This is a genomic window from Pseudomonas sp. JV414 (assembly GCF_032424305.1).
Taxonomy (GTDB): Bacteria; Pseudomonadota; Gammaproteobacteria; order Pseudomonadales; family Pseudomonadaceae; genus Aquipseudomonas; species Aquipseudomonas lini.
In genome coordinates this window covers 84,982-102,259 of record NZ_VYKC01000022.1, presented here as the reverse complement: position 1 = coordinate 102,259, position 17,278 = coordinate 84,982, and the positions used below count along the sequence as shown (strand labels likewise).

The window sequence follows — 17,278 nt, the reverse complement described above, 5'->3', positions numbered from 1 at the left end:
ACCACCTGTGACTGCTGCTTGCGTAGCTGAGCTACGCAAGACTGCGTCCAGCGGACATTCCGCGGTGAGTCTTGCATGCAAGGCTCACGACGGGCCGTACCGCCGTGGTTTCTTATTGTCTTAACGCTTCTTGCGGTTGGCGATGTGGATGGCGCCGCCATTCACAGCCAAAGCTGCTTCGTGCAAGGCTTCAGACAGGGTCGGATGGGAGAAAACCATCATGCCCAGGTCTTCAGCGCTGGTGCCGAATTCCATACCGATCGCGCCCTGCTGAACCAGTTCTGCAGCGCTCGGGCCAATCACGTGGACGCCCAATACGCGGTCAGTCTTGGCATCAGCAATGACTTTCACGAAACCGCCGGTGTCGTTGGCTGCCATGGCACGGCCACTGGCTGCGAACGGGAAGGTGCCAACGTTAACTTCAACGCCTTCAGCCTTCAAGGTCTGCTCGGTCTTGCCGACCCACGCGATTTCCGGGTGAGTATAAATAACTGACGGGATCAAATCATAGTTCATCTGGGCTTTGTGGCCCTTGATGCGCTCAACGACCATGATGCCCTCTTCCGAGGCTTTGTGTGCCAGCATCATGCCGCGAACCACGTCACCGATGGCGTAAACGCCCGGTACGGTGGTGGCGCAGTGATCGTCAACGTGCACGAAACCGCGCTCGTCCAAGGTCACGCCGCAATCAGCAGCCAGCAGATCAGTGGTCACCGGACGGCGACCAACGGCTACGATCAGCTTGTCGAAAGTGATGTTCTGTTCGCCGTTGGCATCGGTGTAGTTCACAACGACTTCGTCGCCGTTCACTTTGGAACCGGTAACGCGAGCGCCCAGCTTGATGTCCAGACCCTGCTTGGTCAGGGTTTTCAGCGCTTCCTTGGAAACGGCAGCGTCAGCGGCCATCAGGAAGGTGTCCAGCGCTTCGAGAACGGTAACTTCTGCGCCCAGACGGGACCAGACCGAACCCAGTTCCAGACCGATCACGCCAGCGCCAATCACGCCCAGACGTTTTGGAACCGATTGGAATTCCAGCGCACCAGTCGAATCGACGATCACATTCTGGTCGACCGGAGCCGGTGGAATGTCGATCGGACGCGAACCTGGAGCCAGAATCACGTTCTCGGCTTCAATGATTTCTACCGAACCGTCAGGCTTGGTGACTTCGACTTTCTTGCCGGCCAGCAGTTTGCCGTGGCCCTGGATCGAGGTCACACCGTTAGCCTTGAACAGGGTCGCAACACCGGAGGTCAGGCCTTTGACGATGTTGGCTTTACGGCCGACCATTGCTGGCACGTCCATGGTCACGCCAGCGTGGTTGATACCGTGGATCGCGAAGCCGTCTTGGGCTTCGTGGAACTTCCAGGAGCTGTCCAGCAGCGCCTTGGATGGAATGCAGCCGACGTTCAGGCAAGTACCGCCGAGGGCCAGTTTGCCTTCCTTGTCGGTGTATTTCTCGATGCAGGCAGTGGAGAGGCCCAGTTGCGCTGCTTTAATGGCAGCCACGTAGCCGCCAGGGCCCGCGCCAATCACTACCACGTCGAATTTCTGAGTCATGTGTCATTCCTTCTCGAATCAAACCGGACGGCCCCTTTTGGGGACCGTCGTGGGACGAAGCTGGTCATTACAGAAGAGCCGCTCATCGCTGAGCGGCCCGTGCAACGAAATCAGATATCCAGCAGCAAACGAGCCGGGTCTTCCAGCAGGTTCTTGATGGTAACCAGGAAGGTCACAGCTTCTTTGCCGTCGATCAAACGGTGATCGTAGGACAGAGCGAGGTACATCATCGGACGGATAACGACTTGACCGTTGATCGCCATAGGACGCTGCAGAATGTTGTGCATGCCCAGGATGGCCGCTTGCGGCGGGTTGACGATCGGGGTCGACATCATCGAACCGAAAGTACCACCGTTGGTGATGGTGAACGTGCCACCGGTCATTTCGTCCATCGACAGCTTGCCGTCGCGAGCCTTCTTGCCGAAGGTGGCGATGCCGCCTTCGATTTCAGCCAGGCTCATCAGTTCGGCGTTACGCAGAACCGGTACAACCAGGCCGCGGTCGCTGGAAACAGCAACACCGACGTCAGCGTAGCCGTGATAAACGATGTCAGCACCGTCGATCGACGCGTTGACAGCCGGGAAGCGTTTCAGCGCTTCGGTGGCAGCCTTGACGAAGAACGACATGAAGCCCAGGCGCACACCATTATGGCTCTTCTCAAAGAGATCCTTGTACTTCGAACGCAACGCCATGACTTCGGTCATGTCGACTTCGTTGAAAGTGGTCAGCATTGCCATGTTCGATTGAGCTTCAACCAGACGCTTGGCAACGGTGGCCCGCACGCGAGTCATCGGTACGCGCTTCTCGATGCGATCGCCGGCAGCGAACACTGGAGCAGCAGCGGCAGGCGCAGCAGCCTTGGCAGGCGCGGCAGCCGGAGCGGCTTTCTTGGCAGCTACAGCGGCAACAACGTCTTCCTTGGTCACACGACCGCCTTTGCCAGTGCCGGCAACGGAAGCGATGTTGATACCGTTTTCTTCAGCCAGCTTGCGAGCAGCCGGTGCGGCAACAGGATCGTCTTCGCCCGCTTCGGCAGGAGCAGCGGCAGCGGCAGCAGGTGCAGCAGCGGCGGCTGGCGCGGCAGCAGCACTGCCCTCACCGATGGAGCCCAGAACTTCGTCGGACAGAACGGTGTCGCCTTCGTTCTTGACGATAGCGCCCAGCACGCCATCAGCGGTGGCCAACACTTCCAGTACGACTTTGTCAGTTTCGATGTCGACGATCAGTTCGTCACGCTTGACGGCGTCGCCCGGTTTTTTGTGCCAGGTGGCAACGGTGCCATCGGCAACCGATTCCGGGAAAGTGGGGGCTTTGATTTCGATAGCCATTATCTGTGGGTCCTTAAATTCGGTTTCAGGTGCGCGAAGGCGTTAAACAGTAAAGGCGTCTTGCAGCAGTTGTTCCTGCTGCTCAGCGTGCATCGATGCATAACCACAAGCAGGTGCAGCAGAAGCATCACGGCCCGCGTACTCAAGTACGAGAGACTTGTCGTGATTGCCAACGATGCGGCGCATGTGGTGTTGGCTGCAGTACCAGGCACCCTGGTTCATCGGCTCTTCCTGACACCAAACGATATGTTTGAGGTTGGTGTACGGAGCCAGGACTTCGTTCAAGTCGTCCTCAGGGAATGGGTACAGCTGCTCGATACGCACGATGGCGATGTCATCACGACCTTCGGCACGGCGTTTTTCCAGCAGGTCGTAGTAGACCTTGCCGCTACACAGAACAACGCGCTCGACCTTTTTCGGGTCCAGGGCATCGATTTCCGGGATAACGGTCTGGAACGAACCTTCAGCCAGATCTTCCAGGGTCGAGATGGCCAGTTTATGACGCAGCAGCGACTTCGGAGTCAGAACGATCAACGGCTTGCGCAGCGGGCGAATCACCTGACGACGCAGCAAGTGGTAGATCTGAGCCGGCGTAGTCGGAACGGCAACCTGAATATTGTGCTCGGCGCACAGCTGCAGGTAACGCTCCAGACGAGCCGAAGAGTGCTCTGGACCCTGACCTTCATAACCGTGCGGCAGCAGCATGGTCAGACCGCAGAGACGACCCCACTTGTGCTCGCCACTGGTGATGAACTGGTCGATAACCACTTGGGCACCGTTGGCGAAGTCGCCGAACTGGGCTTCCCAGATCACCAGCGCCTCAGGCGTGGTGGTCGAGTAACCGTATTCGAACGCCAGCACGGCTTCTTCGGACAGGAACGAATCGTACAGGTCGAAACGTGGCTGACCCTTGTACAGGTTTTGCAGCGGGACGTAGGTACCCGCGTCTTTCTGGTTGTGCAAGACAGCATGACGGTGCGAGAACGTACCGCGACCGATGTCCTGACCCGTCATGCGAATCGGGTGACCTTCGAACGCCAGGGTCGCGTACGCCATGGTTTCGGCGTAACCCCAGTTGATCGGCAGGCCGCCGGCTTGCATTTTCTGACGGTCTTCGTAGATTTTCGAGACCTGGCGCTGAACCACGAAGCCTTCCGGAATTTCCAGCAGCTTGGCGGACAGTTCCTGCAAGGTTTTCAGATCGAAGCGAGTGTCGTGACGCGCGGTCCAGGCGTGGCCCAGATACGGACGCCAGTCCACGAACAACTCTTTGTTCGGCTCTTTGACCAGACTTTTTACAACATGCAGACCGTTGTCCAGCGCATTGCGGTATTCGTCGACTTTCGCCTGAACACGCTCTGCGTCCAGCACACCGCCCTGGGTCAGACGATCGGCATACAGCTCACGGGTGGTGCGCTGTTTGGTGATCTGCTGATACATGATTGGCTGGGTGCCGCTAGGCTCGTCGGCCTCGTTGTGGCCGCGACGACGGTAGCAGACCAGGTCGATCACCACGTCACGCTTGAACTGCATGCGGTAGTCGATGGCCAGCTGGGTCACGAACAACACGGCTTCCGGATCATCACCATTCACATGGAGGATCGGCGCCTGGATCATCTTCGCAACGTCGGTCGCGTACTCGGTGGAGCGCGAGTCCAGCGGATTGCTGATGGTGAAACCGACCTGGTTGTTGATCACGATGTGCACGGTGCCGCCGGTCTTGAAACCGCGGGTCTGCGACATCTGGAAGGTTTCCATCACCACACCCTGACCGGCGAATGCCGCGTCACCATGGATGGAGATCGGCAGAACCTTCTCGCCGGTAGGGTCGTTACGACGATCCTGACGAGCGCGAACCGAACCCTCGACCACCGGGGAAACGATTTCCAGGTGAGACGGGTTGAACGCCATGGCCAGGTGAACTTCACCGCCAGTGGTCATCACGTTGGACGAGAAGCCCTGGTGATACTTAACGTCACCGGAACCCAGCTCGACCTTCTTCTTGCCTTCGAACTCGTCGAACAGCTCGCGCGGGTTCTTGCCGAAGGTGTTGACCAGCACGTTCAGGCGACCACGGTGGGCCATGCCGATGACGATTTCCTTGGTGCCGTAGGAACCGGAACGCTGGATCAGCTCGTCGAGCATCGGAATCAGGCTCTCGCCGCCTTCCAGACCGAAACGCTTGGTACCCGGGTATTTGGTCCCGAGGTATTTTTCAAGACCTTCGCCGGCGGTGACGCGTTCGAGCAGGTGGCCCTTGATGTCGGCGGAGTACGTCGGACGGCCGCGCACGCTTTCCAGACGCTGCTGGAACCACTGGCGCTGCTCGGAATCGGTGATATGCGTAAATTCAGCGCCGATGGTGCGGCAATATGTCTGCTGCAACGCTTCGTGAATTTCGCGTAGGCTCGCCTCCTCTTTGCCGATGAACAGGTCGCCGGCACGGAAGGTCGTATCAAGATCGGCATTGGTCAAGCCGTAATGATTGATTGACAGGTCTGCAGGTGCAGGACGCTGCCACAGCCCCAGCGGGTCAAGCTGGGCTGCCTGGTGGCCACGCATACGGTAGGCCTGGATCAATCGCAGCACTTCAACTTGCTTCTTCTCGTGCTCACTGCTCACGCTGCCGGCGGAAACCGGTTGGGCGCGGCGCTGGTTCTTTGCCAGCAAGACGAAATGATCGCGAATTGTGGAGTGCGAAACATCGGTGACAGTGTCGCCATCAGCAGGCAACTTCTGGAAGTAGGTGCGCCACTCTTCTGGCACAGCGTTAGGGTCGTGCAGGTAGAGCTCGTAGAGCTCTTCCACATAGGCAGCGTTACTACCGGATAGGTAGGCGCTGTTCCACATGCGCTGCATCACGCTTTCTTGCATGCTTGGTCACCCTCGGTTAGGGGAACACCACCGGCGTCGACACCGAGAAAACTTGCAGAAGTCCGAATGCAGCGACTAAAACAAGCCACTTAGGATCACGCTGATAGTCCGGGTACCAGCCCGGATGCCCCTGCTTGTCTCATTTCTTCAAAATAAGAGCTGCAGCCTTATAAGCTGCTGCTCAGGTTAAAACTACGGCGCCGGTTGAAGCCTGCGCCGTAGCATCTACGGGTATTGCGGTCCTACGGGTACAGCAGCTGAATCACACGCCGCTTGAAAGCAGCATGTTACGAATGTGACCGATGGCCTTAGTCGGGTTCAGGCCTTTCGGACAAACGTTGACGCAGTTCATGATGCCCCGGCAGCGGAATACGCTGAACGGGTCATCCAGCGAAGCCAGACGCTCGGATGTCTTGTTGTCGCGGCTGTCTGCCAGGAAGCGATAGGCTTGCAGCAAAGCAGCCGGACCCAGGAACTTGTCCGGGTTCCACCAGAAGGACGGGCACGAAGTCGAGCAGCAAGCGCACAGGATGCACTCGTACAGACCGTCGAGCTTTTCACGCTCTTCAGGGGACTGCAGACGCTCGATGGCCGGAGCCGGCGTGTCGTTCTGCAGGTATGGCTTAACCTTTTCGTATTGCTTGTAGAAGATGCTCATATCGACGACCAGGTCACGGATAACCGGCAAACCTGGCAACGGACGAACGATCAGCTTGTTACGTTTTACGACGGCAGACAGCGGCGTGATGCACGCCAGACCGTTTTTGCCGTTGATGTTCATGCCGTCGGAACCGCAAACACCTTCACGGCAAGAGCGACGATAGGAGAAACCTTCGTCCTGCTCTTTGATCAGGGCCAGCACGTCCAGCACCATCAGGTCTTTACCACCGGTATCAACCTGGAATTCCTGCATGAACGGCGCAGCGTCCTGATCAGGGTTGTAACGATAAACACTGACTTGCAACATGGCGGCCACCCTTAATAAGTCCGAATCTTAGGTTCAAAAGTCGGAACAGTCTTCGGCGAGAAGTTCACAGCACGCTTGGTAACGCGCTTGTCACCCGGGAAGTACAGTGTGTGGCACAGCCAGTTTTCGTCGTCACGGTCTTCGAAGTCTTCACGGGCGTGAGCACCGCGGGACTCTTTACGCACTTCTGCAGCGATGGCAGTAGCTTCGGCCACTTCCAGCAGGTTCTGCAGTTCCAGCGCTTCGATACGCGCGGTGTTGAACGCCTGGCTCTTGTCATTGATCTTGACGTTGGCGATACGGCCACGCAGATCAGCCAGCTGAGCAATACCCTTCTGCATGTATTCGCCGGTACGGAACACACCGAAGTAGTTCTGCATGCAGTTTTGCAGTTCGCGACGCAGGGTTGCCACGTCTTCACCTTCGGTACGCTCGTTCAGAGCGGACAGACGTGCCAAGGCCGCGTTGATGTCGGCGTCGGTGGCGTCATCGTATTCGATACCGTCGGTCAGCGCTTTTTCCAGGTGCAGGCCGGCAGCGCGGCCGAAAACCACCAGGTCGAGCAGCGAGTTGCCGCCCAGACGGTTGGCGCCGTGAACCGATACGCACGCCACTTCACCCACTGCGAACAGGCCAGGGATGATTTCGTCGACGCCTTCGTCGTTCTGGGTGATTGCCTGACCATGAATGTTGGTCGGAACGCCGCCCATCATGTAGTGGCAGGTCGGAACAACCGGAACCGGAGCAACAACAGGGTCAACGTGTGCGAAAGTCTTGGACAGTTCGCAGATGCCTGGCAGACGGCTGTGCAGCACTTCCTCGCCCAGGTGGTCGAGTTTGAGCATTACGTGGTCGCCATTCGGACCGCAACCGTTACCGGCAATGATTTCTTTAACCATCGAACGGGCAACAACGTCACGACCGGCAAGGTCTTTGGCGTTCGGAGCATAACGCTCCATGAAACGCTCGCCGTGCTTGTTGATCAGGTAACCACCTTCACCACGGCAACCTTCGGTGACCAGTACACCGGCGCCGGCGATGCCGGTCGGGTGGAACTGCCACATTTCGATGTCTTGTACCGGTACGCCGGCACGCAGCGCCATGCCAACGCCGTCACCGGTGTTGATCAGGGCGTTGGTGGTCGATGCGTAGATACGACCTGCACCGCCGGTGGCCAGTACGGTGGCCTTGGCACGGATGTAGGTGGTTTCACCGGTTTCGATGCAGATGGCAATCACGCCGACGAATGCGCCTTCCTGGTTTTTCACCAGATCAACAGCGTAGTACTCGTTCAGGAACGTGGTGCCAGCTTTCAGGTTGCCCTGATAAAGGGTGTGCAGCAGCGCGTGACCGGTACGGTCGGAAGCGGCGCAGGTACGGGCGGCCTGGCCACCTTTACCGTAATCCTTGGACTGACCACCGAACGGACGCTGATAGATACGACCTTGTTCGGTACGCGAGAACGGCATACCCATGTGGTCCAGCTCGTATACGGCGGCCGGGCCTTCCTGACACATGTACTCGATAGCGTCCTGGTCACCGATGTAGTCGGAACCCTTGACGGTATCGTACATGTGCCAGCGCCAGTCATCGTTCGGATCGGCAGACGCGATGGCGCAGGTGATGCCGCCCTGGGCCGACACGGTGTGCGAACGAGTCGGGAAAACCTTGGTGATCACGGCAGTCTTGTGACCGCCCTGTGCCAGTTGCAGCGCTGCGCGCATGCCGGCACCGCCACCACCAATAATGATGGCGTCGAAAGAAATCGTTGGAATGTTAGCCATGGATCAGATACCCCAGAGAATCTGCACACCCCAGACGAAGTAAGCGAACATCGCAACGCCGCATACTGCCTGGAAAAGGAAACGTACTGCAGTCGCGGACTTGCCCAGCGCCATCGGCGTCAGGTAGTCAGTCGCGATGGTCCACATGCCGACCCAGGCGTGAGCGCCCAGGGCTACAAGGGCCAGCAGACTGAAGATACGCATCCCGTTGTGGGCGAACAGGGCATGCCATTGGTCGTAGCCAATGCCTGGATTCGCAACGAGGTATCCGATCAGGAAGATGAAATAAGCCGCGAGAACGACCGCAGACACACGCTGTGCCATCCAGTCATAGAGGCCCGAACGCGAAAGGTTCGTAACGCTGGTTACCATATCCAAACTCCTGCCAGAACGATCAACACCACGGAAACGGCGATGATAATTTTCGAGCCCAGGCGGCCGCCTTCCAGCGTCTCACCGATGCCCATGTCCATGATCAAATGGCGCACACCGGCTACCAGGTGATACAAAAGAGAGGACAGGAGGCCCCATGCTACGAACTTGGCCAGCGGACTGGTCAAGCATGCCTTCACCTCGGCAAAACCTTCCTCGGAACCCAGAGACTTGCCCAATGCATACAGCATGAAGCCAAGGCCCAGGAAGAGGATGATGCCGGAAACACGGTGAAGAAACGACGTAACGCCGGTGATGGGGAGTTTGATGGTCCTTAGGTCTAGGTTTACAGGTCGTTGGCTTTTCACGGCTTTTTTTTCACACTGAAGAGCCCCTAACAATCAGGGCAAAGTTGTTGGGGAGTGCACTGGTCAGGTAACCACCACCCAGGGATGCGACCCCCAATAAAGCAGGCCCAAAAGCCCCTGGCGGTCGGTGGCCGAGTATAGACAGTTAGGCTACTAATGACAACGCGTTCACCTTCCCCTAATAGCTGATTGCACAAGTGAGATAAAAGGCGTAAATGGCAGTCAATTTCGAGGAAAAAGTCCGGTTAAAGCCTTCTGGAGCAAGACTTTAGGCAAATTGACATTCGAATTTATCTCACTATAGTGGTGCGGGCCCTGCGTGGGGGGTCTGTCTGATGATTTCAAGCATAAATAGGAGGCCACATGGCTGACAAAAAAGCGCAGTTGATCATCGAGGGCGCAGCCCCCGTCGAGCTGCCCATTTTAACCGGCACCGTTGGTCCCGATGTTATCGACGTTCGGGGCCTGACGGCCACGGGCCGTTTCACCTTTGACCCTGGTTTCATGTCGACTGCCTCCTGCGAGTCGAAGATCACCTATATCGACGGCGACAACGGCATTCTGCTGCACCGCGGCTACCCGATCGAACAGCTGGCTGAAAAGTCGGACTACCTGGAAACCTGCTATCTGCTGCTCAACGGCGAGTTGCCGACCGCAGAACAGAAGGCCCAGTTCGTCGGCACCGTGAAGAACCACACCATGGTTCACGAGCAGTTGAAGACCTTCTTCAACGGCTTCCGTCGCGACGCCCACCCGATGGCCGTCATGTGCGGCGTAGTGGGCGCCCTCTCGGCCTTCTACCACGACTCCCTCGACATCAATAACCCGCAGCATCGCGAAATCTCCGCGATCCGCCTGGTTGCCAAGATGCCGACCCTGGCTGCAATGGTTTACAAGTACTCCATGGGCCAACCCATGATGTACCCGCGCAACGACCTGTCGTACGCGGAAAACTTCCTGCACATGATGTTCAACACCCCGTGCGAGATCAAACCGATCAGCCCGGTACTCGCCAAGGCCATGGACCGGATCTTCATCCTCCATGCCGACCACGAGCAAAACGCATCGACTTCTACCGTACGTCTGGCCGGTTCGTCGGGTGCCAACCCGTTCGCCTGTATCGCCGCCGGTATCGCTGCACTGTGGGGCCCTGCCCACGGCGGTGCGAACGAAGCCGTTCTGACCATGCTTGACGAGATTGGCGATGTTTCGAACATCGACAAGTACATCGCCAAGGCCAAGGACAAGAACGATCCGTTCAAATTGATGGGCTTCGGTCACCGGGTTTACAAAAACCGTGACCCGCGCGCTACCGTCATGAAGCAGACCTGTGACGAAGTACTGAAAGAGCTGGGCATCACCAACGATCCGCAACTCGAACTGGCCATGCGCCTGGAAGAGATCGCCCTGACCGATCCGTACTTCATCGAACGCTCGCTGTACCCGAACGTCGACTTCTACTCGGGGATCATCCTCAAGGCGATCGGCATTCCAACCAGCATGTTCACCGTGATCTTCGCCCTGGCGCGGACTGTCGGCTGGATCTCCCACTGGAAAGAAATGCTCTCCAGCCCGTACAAGATCGGCCGCCCGCGCCAGTTGTACACCGGCTATGAGTCGCGTGATATCACCAAGCTGGAAGACCGCGAATAAGACCTGTCTTGCGATAACGTCTTAAGCTGTACCGGAAACGGCCTCTATTTAGATAGGGGCCGTTTTTGTTTGTGCCTGACGTTTGAATGACGCGGCGGCCTGAGGGCCGACCGGGCTCGTTGGTCGGGTACATATCCTTTTCTGCGGTAACGGCTGCTGGCGGTTCCGCTCTTACAGCGGGTCACTTTGGAAAAGCGCTGTCGTACGCCGATCCATTGTGGGAGCTGGCTTGCCTGCGATGGCGACCTGTCAGCCGACCAATCTCTTGCAGATGCACATCATCCCCTGTGGGAGCGAGCCTGCTCGCGAAGCTTTTGATCTTGTCGTTGCCGTTGCTTCGGCTTTTGATTTTGATCGTGATCGTGATCTTGATCTGCCGCCCCTTTCCCAGAGGCCGAACGCAGGTATTGCGTAGGGGGCACCGCGGCAAGGATGCCGCGGTAGCCGCCCCCGGCCATGGATGGCCGATGGCGGCGGCCCCCCGGAGCAATGCCGGAGTGAGGGCATGCCGAGCCTGGGCGAGGCACCGAATGGAGGGGCAAAAGCGCTTTGGTTACTTTCGCGCTTTTCGAAAGTGACTCGCTGTAAAAGCGAAACCAATAGCCGCCGCTACCGAAGAAACGGATATGTACACCATCAAAAATCCCGGTCGGTTATCAGACCGCCATCGCAGGCAAGCCTGCCCCCACATTTGATCGGTGTACATCTGCAAGAAACAGGTCGGCTATCAGGCCGCCTTCGCGGGCAAGCCTCGCTTCTACAAGGGGCGATAACCGCCCAATAAAAAATGCCCCAATCTCTCGACCGGGGCATTTTGTGTAGCTCAGCTTATATATAGAAACTCAAAGCCTTAGTGCGAAACCGCCCCACTCGCCCCCAACCCGGTCTGCGAACGAACAAACTGCGGGAAGAACAGCGCACGCTCGTTCACACCCTCAGCCGACTTGTCAGTGACCGAGAAGAACCAGATCCCGACAAACGCAATGGCCATGGAGAACAGCGCTGGGTATTCATACGGGAAGATCGCCTTCTCGTGACCCAGGATCTGCACCCAAATGGTTGGCCCCAACACCATCAAGCCAACAGCACTGACCAGACCCAGCCAGCCGCCAATCATCGCACCGCGAGTCGTCAGCTTCTTCCAGTACATGGAAAGCAGCAGCACCGGGAAGTTGCAGCTCGCCGCGATGGAGAACGCCAAGCCCACCATGAACGCGATGTTCTGCTTCTCGAACAGAATGCCCAGGCCGATCGCCAGCACCGCCAGAGCGATGGTGGTGATTTTAGAGACGCGGATCTCGTCCTTCTCGTTGGCCTTGCCCTTCTTGATCACACTGGCATACAGGTCATGGGACACCGCCGAAGCACCGGCCAGGGTCAGACCAGCGACTACCGCCAGGATGGTCGCGAACGCCACCGCCGAGATGAAGCCCAGGAAGATACTGCCCCCGACCGCGTTGGCCAGGTGCACCGCCGCCATGTTGTTGCCGCCCAACAGCGCGCCGGCCGCATCTTTGAAGGCTGGGTTGGTGCTGACCAGCAGGATCGCGCCGAAGCCGATGATGAAGGTCAGGATGTAGAAGTAGCCAATGAAGCCGGTTGCATACAACACGCTCTTGCGAGCTTCTTTCGCGTCACTCACGGTGAAGAAGCGCATCAGGATGTGCGGCAGGCCAGCGGTACCGAACATCAGCGCCAGACCAAGGGAGAACGCCGAGACCGGATCTTTCACCAGGCCGCCGGGGCTCATGATTGCCTCACCCTTAGGGTGAACCTTGATCGCCTCGGAGAACAACGCGTTGAAGTCGAAGTTGACGTGCTTCATTACCATCAGCGCCATGAACGAGGCACCGGACAGCAACAGCACCGCCTTGATGATCTGCACCCAGGTAGTCGCCAGCATGCCGCCGAACAGCACGTACAGGCACATCAGGATACCGACCAGGATTACCGCAACGTGATAGTCGAGACCGAACAACAGCTGAATCAGCTTGCCGGCACCGACCATTTGCGCGATCAGGTAGAACGCCACCACCACCAGCGAACCGCAGGCCGACAGCGAGCGGATCTGGGTTTGCCCGAGGCGGTAGGACGCCACGTCGGCAAAGGTGTACTTGCCCAGGTTACGCAGGCGCTCGGCGATCAGGAACAGAATGATCGGCCAGCCCACCAGGAAGCCGATCGAGTAGATCAGGCCGTCGTAGCCAGAGGTGAACACCAGGGCGGAAATACCCAGGAAGGACGCCGCGGACATGTAGTCACCGGCAATCGCCAGACCGTTCTGGAAACCGGTGATCTTGCCGCCCGCCGCATAGTAGTCGGCGGCCGAGTTGTTTTTCTTGGAAGCCCAGTAAGTGATATATAAAGTCGCGCCGACGAACGCCACAAACATCAGGATAGCCGCGACGTTCAGGGGTTGTTTGGTCACTGCACCGGTCAAGGCCTCAGCCGCCCAGGCGCCAGGTGCAAAAGCTGCGATGCTCAATAGAGCCATTAGACGCCGGATCATTGCTGAGCCTCCTTGAGAATCGCATTGTTCAAGTCGTCGAATTCGCCGTTGGCGCGTCGCACGTAGATGCCCGTCAGGATAAAGGCCGAAATGATCAGCCCGACACCGATCGGAATGCCCCAGGTAATTGAGGATTCGGGGCTGATTTTCGCGCCCAGGATATGCGGCCCGTAAGCAATCAAAAGGATGAATCCGGAGTACAGCCCAAGCATGATCGCTGAAAGAATCCAGGCGAATCGTTCTCTCTTGCTGACCAGCTCCTTGAAGCGCGAGCTGTTTTGAATCGAGAGGTAAATGCTGTCGTTCATTGTTTTTATCCTCGCAGCACAGATTTAGTTAGAACGGTATCCACTCTATGCGGCTGCCGGACAGGTTCCAGACGACCTTAGTATTAGAACGACATGACAGAGTCGCCATTTTTCAGCATTCAATAAACACATCAAAAAGCAAAAGGCCCCTTGGCATTAATGCCAAGGGGCCTTGAGAGGTACTGACTAGACGCTTCAGATCAAATCATTTGATCCAGGCGGCAACGCGATCCGGGTGTTTGGCCACCCAATCCTTCGCGGCGGCTTCAGGCTTGGCGCCCTCCTGAATCGCCAACATGACCTCGCCGATTTCGTCTTTCGACGCCCACTGGAAGTTCTTCAGGAACTTCGCAACTTCCGGCGCTTTGGCGTCCAGGCCTTTGCTGCCAATGCTGTTCACGGTTTCAGCCGCACCGTAAACGCCTTTCGGATCTTCCAGGAAACGCAGTTTCCACTTGGCGAACATCCAGTGCGGCACCCAACCGGTGACGGCAATGGATTCGTTTTTCTTCTCGGCACGGGTCAATTCGGCAATCATACCGGCGCCAGAACTGGCCTTGAGGGTGTAGTTGTCCAGGCCGTAATCCTTGATGGCCTGATCGGTCTTGAGCATCACGCCTGAACCGGCGTCGATGCCGACGATACGGTTTTTGAAGCTGTCGTCGGTTTTCAGATCCTCGATAGACTTGGCCTTGACGTACTCCGGTACGATCAGGCCGATTTTCGCGTCCTTGAAGTTCGGGCCGTAATCGACGACCTGATCCTTGTTCTTGGTCCAGTATTCCCCGTGAGTCACGGGCAACCACGCCGACAGCATGGCGTCGAGTTTGCCAGTGGCCACACCCTGCCACATGATCCCGGTGGCAACGGCTTGCAGCTTCACGTCATAACCGAGCTTCTGCCGGATCACCTCGGCAGCCACGTTGGTCGTGGCGACACTGTCCGACCAGCCGTCTACATAACCGATCGTCACTGCCTTGCCTTCAGCGCTGGCCATCGTAGAACTGATCGCCAGCACCAAAGCGGCACCTGCGCCCAAGAGTCGTCGCATCTTCATCGTTACTTCCCCGAAAGTGCTGCGCTCGACGGATGCCGAGCCGCTCAACGTATTGTTATGGTGCACAGCGCCCCCATCACGCCTCACTGCAAACTCGTTCAAACATCAGCGGAGTACTGACGATTGGATGATCAACCTGACGCCCACGACGACCTGCTCTGCCAGCGACCTCAAGGCATCGAGAAACGACATCAGAAGGCCATTAATTGCAACCGTCGCAAATCCATCCGCCACCCCGCCCGAACTTTGCATGTCAAGATTATGCAGGCCACCAAGCGCGGGACAAATACAGGTAACATGCGCAGCTTTGCTCCCAGACGGCCTGACCATGCCCGCGACATCCCGCTTTCCTTTTTTTGCTTATTTATTCGCCTGCCTGCTGGGGATTTTTGCCCTCGGCGGCTTCTGGTATGGACTCGGCAAACCGGTGATCCTGCCAGACGTGGCCAGCGCGACGCACAAGCTGCAATGCGCCTCCTACACCCCGTTCGACAAAGACCAATCGCCGTTCGATGTGCCGTTCAAACTGCGCCCCGAGCGCATGGACGCCGACCTCGCGCTGCTGGCGACCCGGTTCGAATGCATCCGCACTTACTCCATGACCGGCCTCGAGGCGCTGCCCGATCTGGCACGCAAGCACGGCTTGAAGCTGATGATCGGCGCCTGGGTCAACAGCAACCCGGTAGATACCGCCAAGGAAGTCGACCTGCTGATCGCCTCGGCCAATGCCAACGCCGATGTCGTGACCTCGGTGATCGTAGGCAACGAAACCCTGCTGCGCAAGGAAGTCACCGGCGCACAGTTGGCGACACTGATTAACAAAGTCAAAAGCCAGGTCAAGCAACCGGTGACCTACGCCGACGTCTGGGAGTTCTGGCTCAAGCACCCGGAAATCGCTCCGGCTGTGGACTTCCTGACCATCCACTTGCTGCCGTACTGGGAAGACGATCCGTCGAACATCGACGCCGCGCTGCAGCATGTGGCCGAAGTGCGTCAGGTGTTCGGCAACAAATTTGCACCCAAAGACGTGATGATTGGCGAAACCGGCTGGCCGAGCGAAGGCCGTCAGCGCGAAACCGCCCTGCCGAGCCGGGTCAATGAAGCCAAGTTCATTCGCAGCTTTGTGATCATGGCCGAGCAGCAAGGCTGGCATTACAACCTGATCGAAGCCTTCGACCAACCGTGGAAACGCGCCAGTGAAGGTGCGGTTGGCGGTTATTGGGGACTGTTCGACGCCGATCGCCAGGATAAGGGCGTACTCGCCGGGCCGGTCTCGAACGTGCCGTACTGGTCGCAATGGCTGGCGGTGGGTGGCTTGATCTTCATCGGCACGCTGATTCTCGGTGGTCGCGTTCGCAGTACCCGCGCGGCGTTGGTGCTGCCACTGCTCGGCGCGTTGGCGGCCTGTTCGATTGGGGCCTGGGGCGATCTGGCCCGTGTCACCACCCGGTTTGCCAGTGAATGGCTGTGGGTCGCCTTGCTGACGGGGTTGAATTTGTTGGTGCTGGCGCATGCCGCGCTGACCTTGAGCGCCCGCACCGGCTGGCGTGAACGCGCCTTCAATGCATTGGAACGTCGTGCCGGCTGGTGGCTGGCAGCGGCAGGTTTTGCCGCGGCGGTGATGATGCTGGAGCTGGTGTTCGACCCGCGTTATCGCAGCTTCCCGAGTGTCGCGTTCATCCTGCCGGCGCTGGTGTACCTGTGCCGTCCGGTCAGTGTGCCGCGTCGGGAAATTGCCCTGCTGACCTTCATTATCGGCGCCGGCATTGCGCCACAGCTGTATCAAGAAGGTTTGCAGAACCAGCAGGCTTGGGGTTGGGCGCTGGTGAGTGTGCTGATGGTGGCGGCGTTGTGGCGCAGCTTGCGGGCTCGCAAGGGCTGATCAACACAGCAAGATCAAAAGATCGCAGCCTTCGGCAGCTCCTACAGGGAAACGCATATCCCCTGTAGGAGCTGCCGAAGGCTGCGATCTTTTTTATTGAGCGCTGCGAGAAGCCCGGACCAGACGCAAAGCGGCAATCACCACCGCAAACACCGCCAACGTAGTGTTGTACAACGCCAGCGCCGGAAACCCGAACACCAGCGCCAGCACCGCCAGCCACCACCCCGCTCGCCCCGGCAGCACAAAACCAATCACGGCGGCAGCCACTGCTGCCCAGCCCAGCACCTTGAAATGAATCATCAGGCCCAGGTTCGACCGAATCTGGCATTCCCAGCGACTGGCCTCATCAACGCAAATGCCGACCCATTGAGCATCCTCCATGAAGCCATAACGCGCGCCATAACTGGCGGCCAACCACAATGGCAGAAGAACGAGCAACAGGATTACGGGCAGACGGCGGGACATGAAGCACTCCAATAAACGAAATCGGCGGCCAGCTTAATCCCCCGCCCGCCGTAAGCAAGTGACATCAACAGATAACTGTTCATGAAATAGCTGCAAAGTGTATCGTCCAGCTACCGTTGCTCCGAAATCAGGCCTGTTTGGTGCCCATCATGGC

The 17,278-nt window shown here is 58.1% G+C and carries 13 protein-coding genes; 2 read left to right on the top strand and 11 right to left on the bottom strand.

Going from position 1 to position 17,278, the window contains the following annotated elements:
* Nucleotides 1-120: 120 nt before the first annotated feature.
* The 7 genes from lpdA to sdhC form a co-directional block, all read right to left on the bottom strand.
* Nucleotides 121-1,557, bottom strand: a complete 1,437-nt coding sequence (gene lpdA, locus F6R97_RS24405) for a dihydrolipoyl dehydrogenase (protein ID WP_007898983.1) — start codon at nucleotides 1,555-1,557, stop codon at nucleotides 121-123.
* 110 nt (nucleotides 1,558-1,667) lie between these two features.
* On the bottom strand, nucleotides 1,668-2,885 hold the full coding sequence (gene odhB / locus F6R97_RS24400) for a 2-oxoglutarate dehydrogenase complex dihydrolipoyllysine-residue succinyltransferase (protein ID WP_007898985.1): 1,218 nt from the start codon (nucleotides 2,883-2,885) through the stop codon (nucleotides 1,668-1,670).
* A gap of 42 nt (nucleotides 2,886-2,927) precedes the next feature.
* On the bottom strand, nucleotides 2,928-5,759 hold the full coding sequence (locus F6R97_RS24395) for a 2-oxoglutarate dehydrogenase E1 component (protein ID WP_038979684.1): 2,832 nt from the start codon (nucleotides 5,757-5,759) through the stop codon (nucleotides 2,928-2,930).
* 262 nt (nucleotides 5,760-6,021) lie between these two features.
* The gene (locus F6R97_RS24390; protein WP_038980237.1) at nucleotides 6,022-6,726 is read right to left on the bottom strand and encodes a succinate dehydrogenase iron-sulfur subunit; all 705 of its coding nucleotides are present in this window, start codon (nucleotides 6,724-6,726) and stop codon (nucleotides 6,022-6,024) included.
* An 11-nt stretch (nucleotides 6,727-6,737) separates the two neighbouring features.
* The gene (gene sdhA, locus F6R97_RS24385; RefSeq protein WP_038979682.1) at nucleotides 6,738-8,510 is read right to left on the bottom strand and encodes a succinate dehydrogenase flavoprotein subunit; all 1,773 of its coding nucleotides are present in this window, start codon (nucleotides 8,508-8,510) and stop codon (nucleotides 6,738-6,740) included.
* A gap of 3 nt (nucleotides 8,511-8,513) precedes the next feature.
* Nucleotides 8,514-8,882 (bottom strand): succinate dehydrogenase, hydrophobic membrane anchor protein, encoded by a 369-nt coding sequence (gene sdhD / locus F6R97_RS24380; protein ID WP_008071469.1) that lies wholly within the window; start codon nucleotides 8,880-8,882, stop codon nucleotides 8,514-8,516.
* A complete protein-coding gene (sdhC, locus tag F6R97_RS24375) occupies nucleotides 8,876-9,250 on the bottom strand; it encodes a succinate dehydrogenase, cytochrome b556 subunit (protein WP_038979680.1) in 375 nt (124 codons plus the stop codon). The genes sdhD and sdhC overlap by 7 nt, the downstream gene beginning before the upstream one ends.
* Nucleotides 9,251-9,613: 363 nt before the next feature.
* On the opposite strand from sdhC, the gene gltA reads away from it, so the two are divergent.
* Nucleotides 9,614-10,903 carry a citrate synthase gene (gene gltA, locus F6R97_RS24370; protein WP_007898998.1) on the top strand — a complete coding sequence of 430 codons (1,290 nt, stop codon included), beginning with the start codon at nucleotides 9,614-9,616 and terminating at the stop codon, nucleotides 10,901-10,903.
* 850 nt (nucleotides 10,904-11,753) lie between these two features.
* On the opposite strand, the gene F6R97_RS24365 is transcribed toward gltA, so the two are convergent.
* The 3 genes from F6R97_RS24365 to F6R97_RS24355 all read right to left on the bottom strand — a co-directional run bounded on the left by F6R97_RS24365 (nucleotide 11,754) and on the right by F6R97_RS24355 (nucleotide 14,777).
* Complete coding sequence (locus tag F6R97_RS24365) at nucleotides 11,754-13,412, bottom strand: cation acetate symporter (protein WP_038979678.1); 1,659 nt, start codon at nucleotides 13,410-13,412, stop codon at nucleotides 11,754-11,756.
* A complete protein-coding gene (locus F6R97_RS24360; protein WP_038979676.1) occupies nucleotides 13,409-13,720 on the bottom strand; it encodes a DUF485 domain-containing protein in 312 nt (103 codons plus the stop codon). Before F6R97_RS24360 ends, F6R97_RS24365 begins: the two co-directional genes overlap by 4 nt.
* Before the next feature lie 205 nt (nucleotides 13,721-13,925).
* Nucleotides 13,926-14,777, bottom strand: coding sequence for a glycine betaine ABC transporter substrate-binding protein (locus F6R97_RS24355; RefSeq protein ID WP_038979674.1), 852 nt, complete (start codon nucleotides 14,775-14,777; stop codon nucleotides 13,926-13,928).
* 286 nt (nucleotides 14,778-15,063) lie between these two features.
* Between F6R97_RS24355 and F6R97_RS24350 the strand changes: the two genes are divergently transcribed.
* The gene (locus F6R97_RS24350) at nucleotides 15,064-16,659 is read left to right on the top strand and encodes a beta (1-6) glucans synthase (RefSeq protein WP_048394500.1); all 1,596 of its coding nucleotides are present in this window, start codon (nucleotides 15,064-15,066) and stop codon (nucleotides 16,657-16,659) included.
* A gap of 93 nt (nucleotides 16,660-16,752) precedes the next feature.
* Here F6R97_RS24350 and F6R97_RS24345 read toward each other — a convergent pair whose 3' ends face one another.
* Nucleotides 16,753-17,124, bottom strand: a complete 372-nt coding sequence (locus F6R97_RS24345) for a hypothetical protein (RefSeq protein WP_038979673.1) — start codon at nucleotides 17,122-17,124, stop codon at nucleotides 16,753-16,755.
* Nucleotides 17,125-17,278 lie beyond the last annotated feature (154 nt).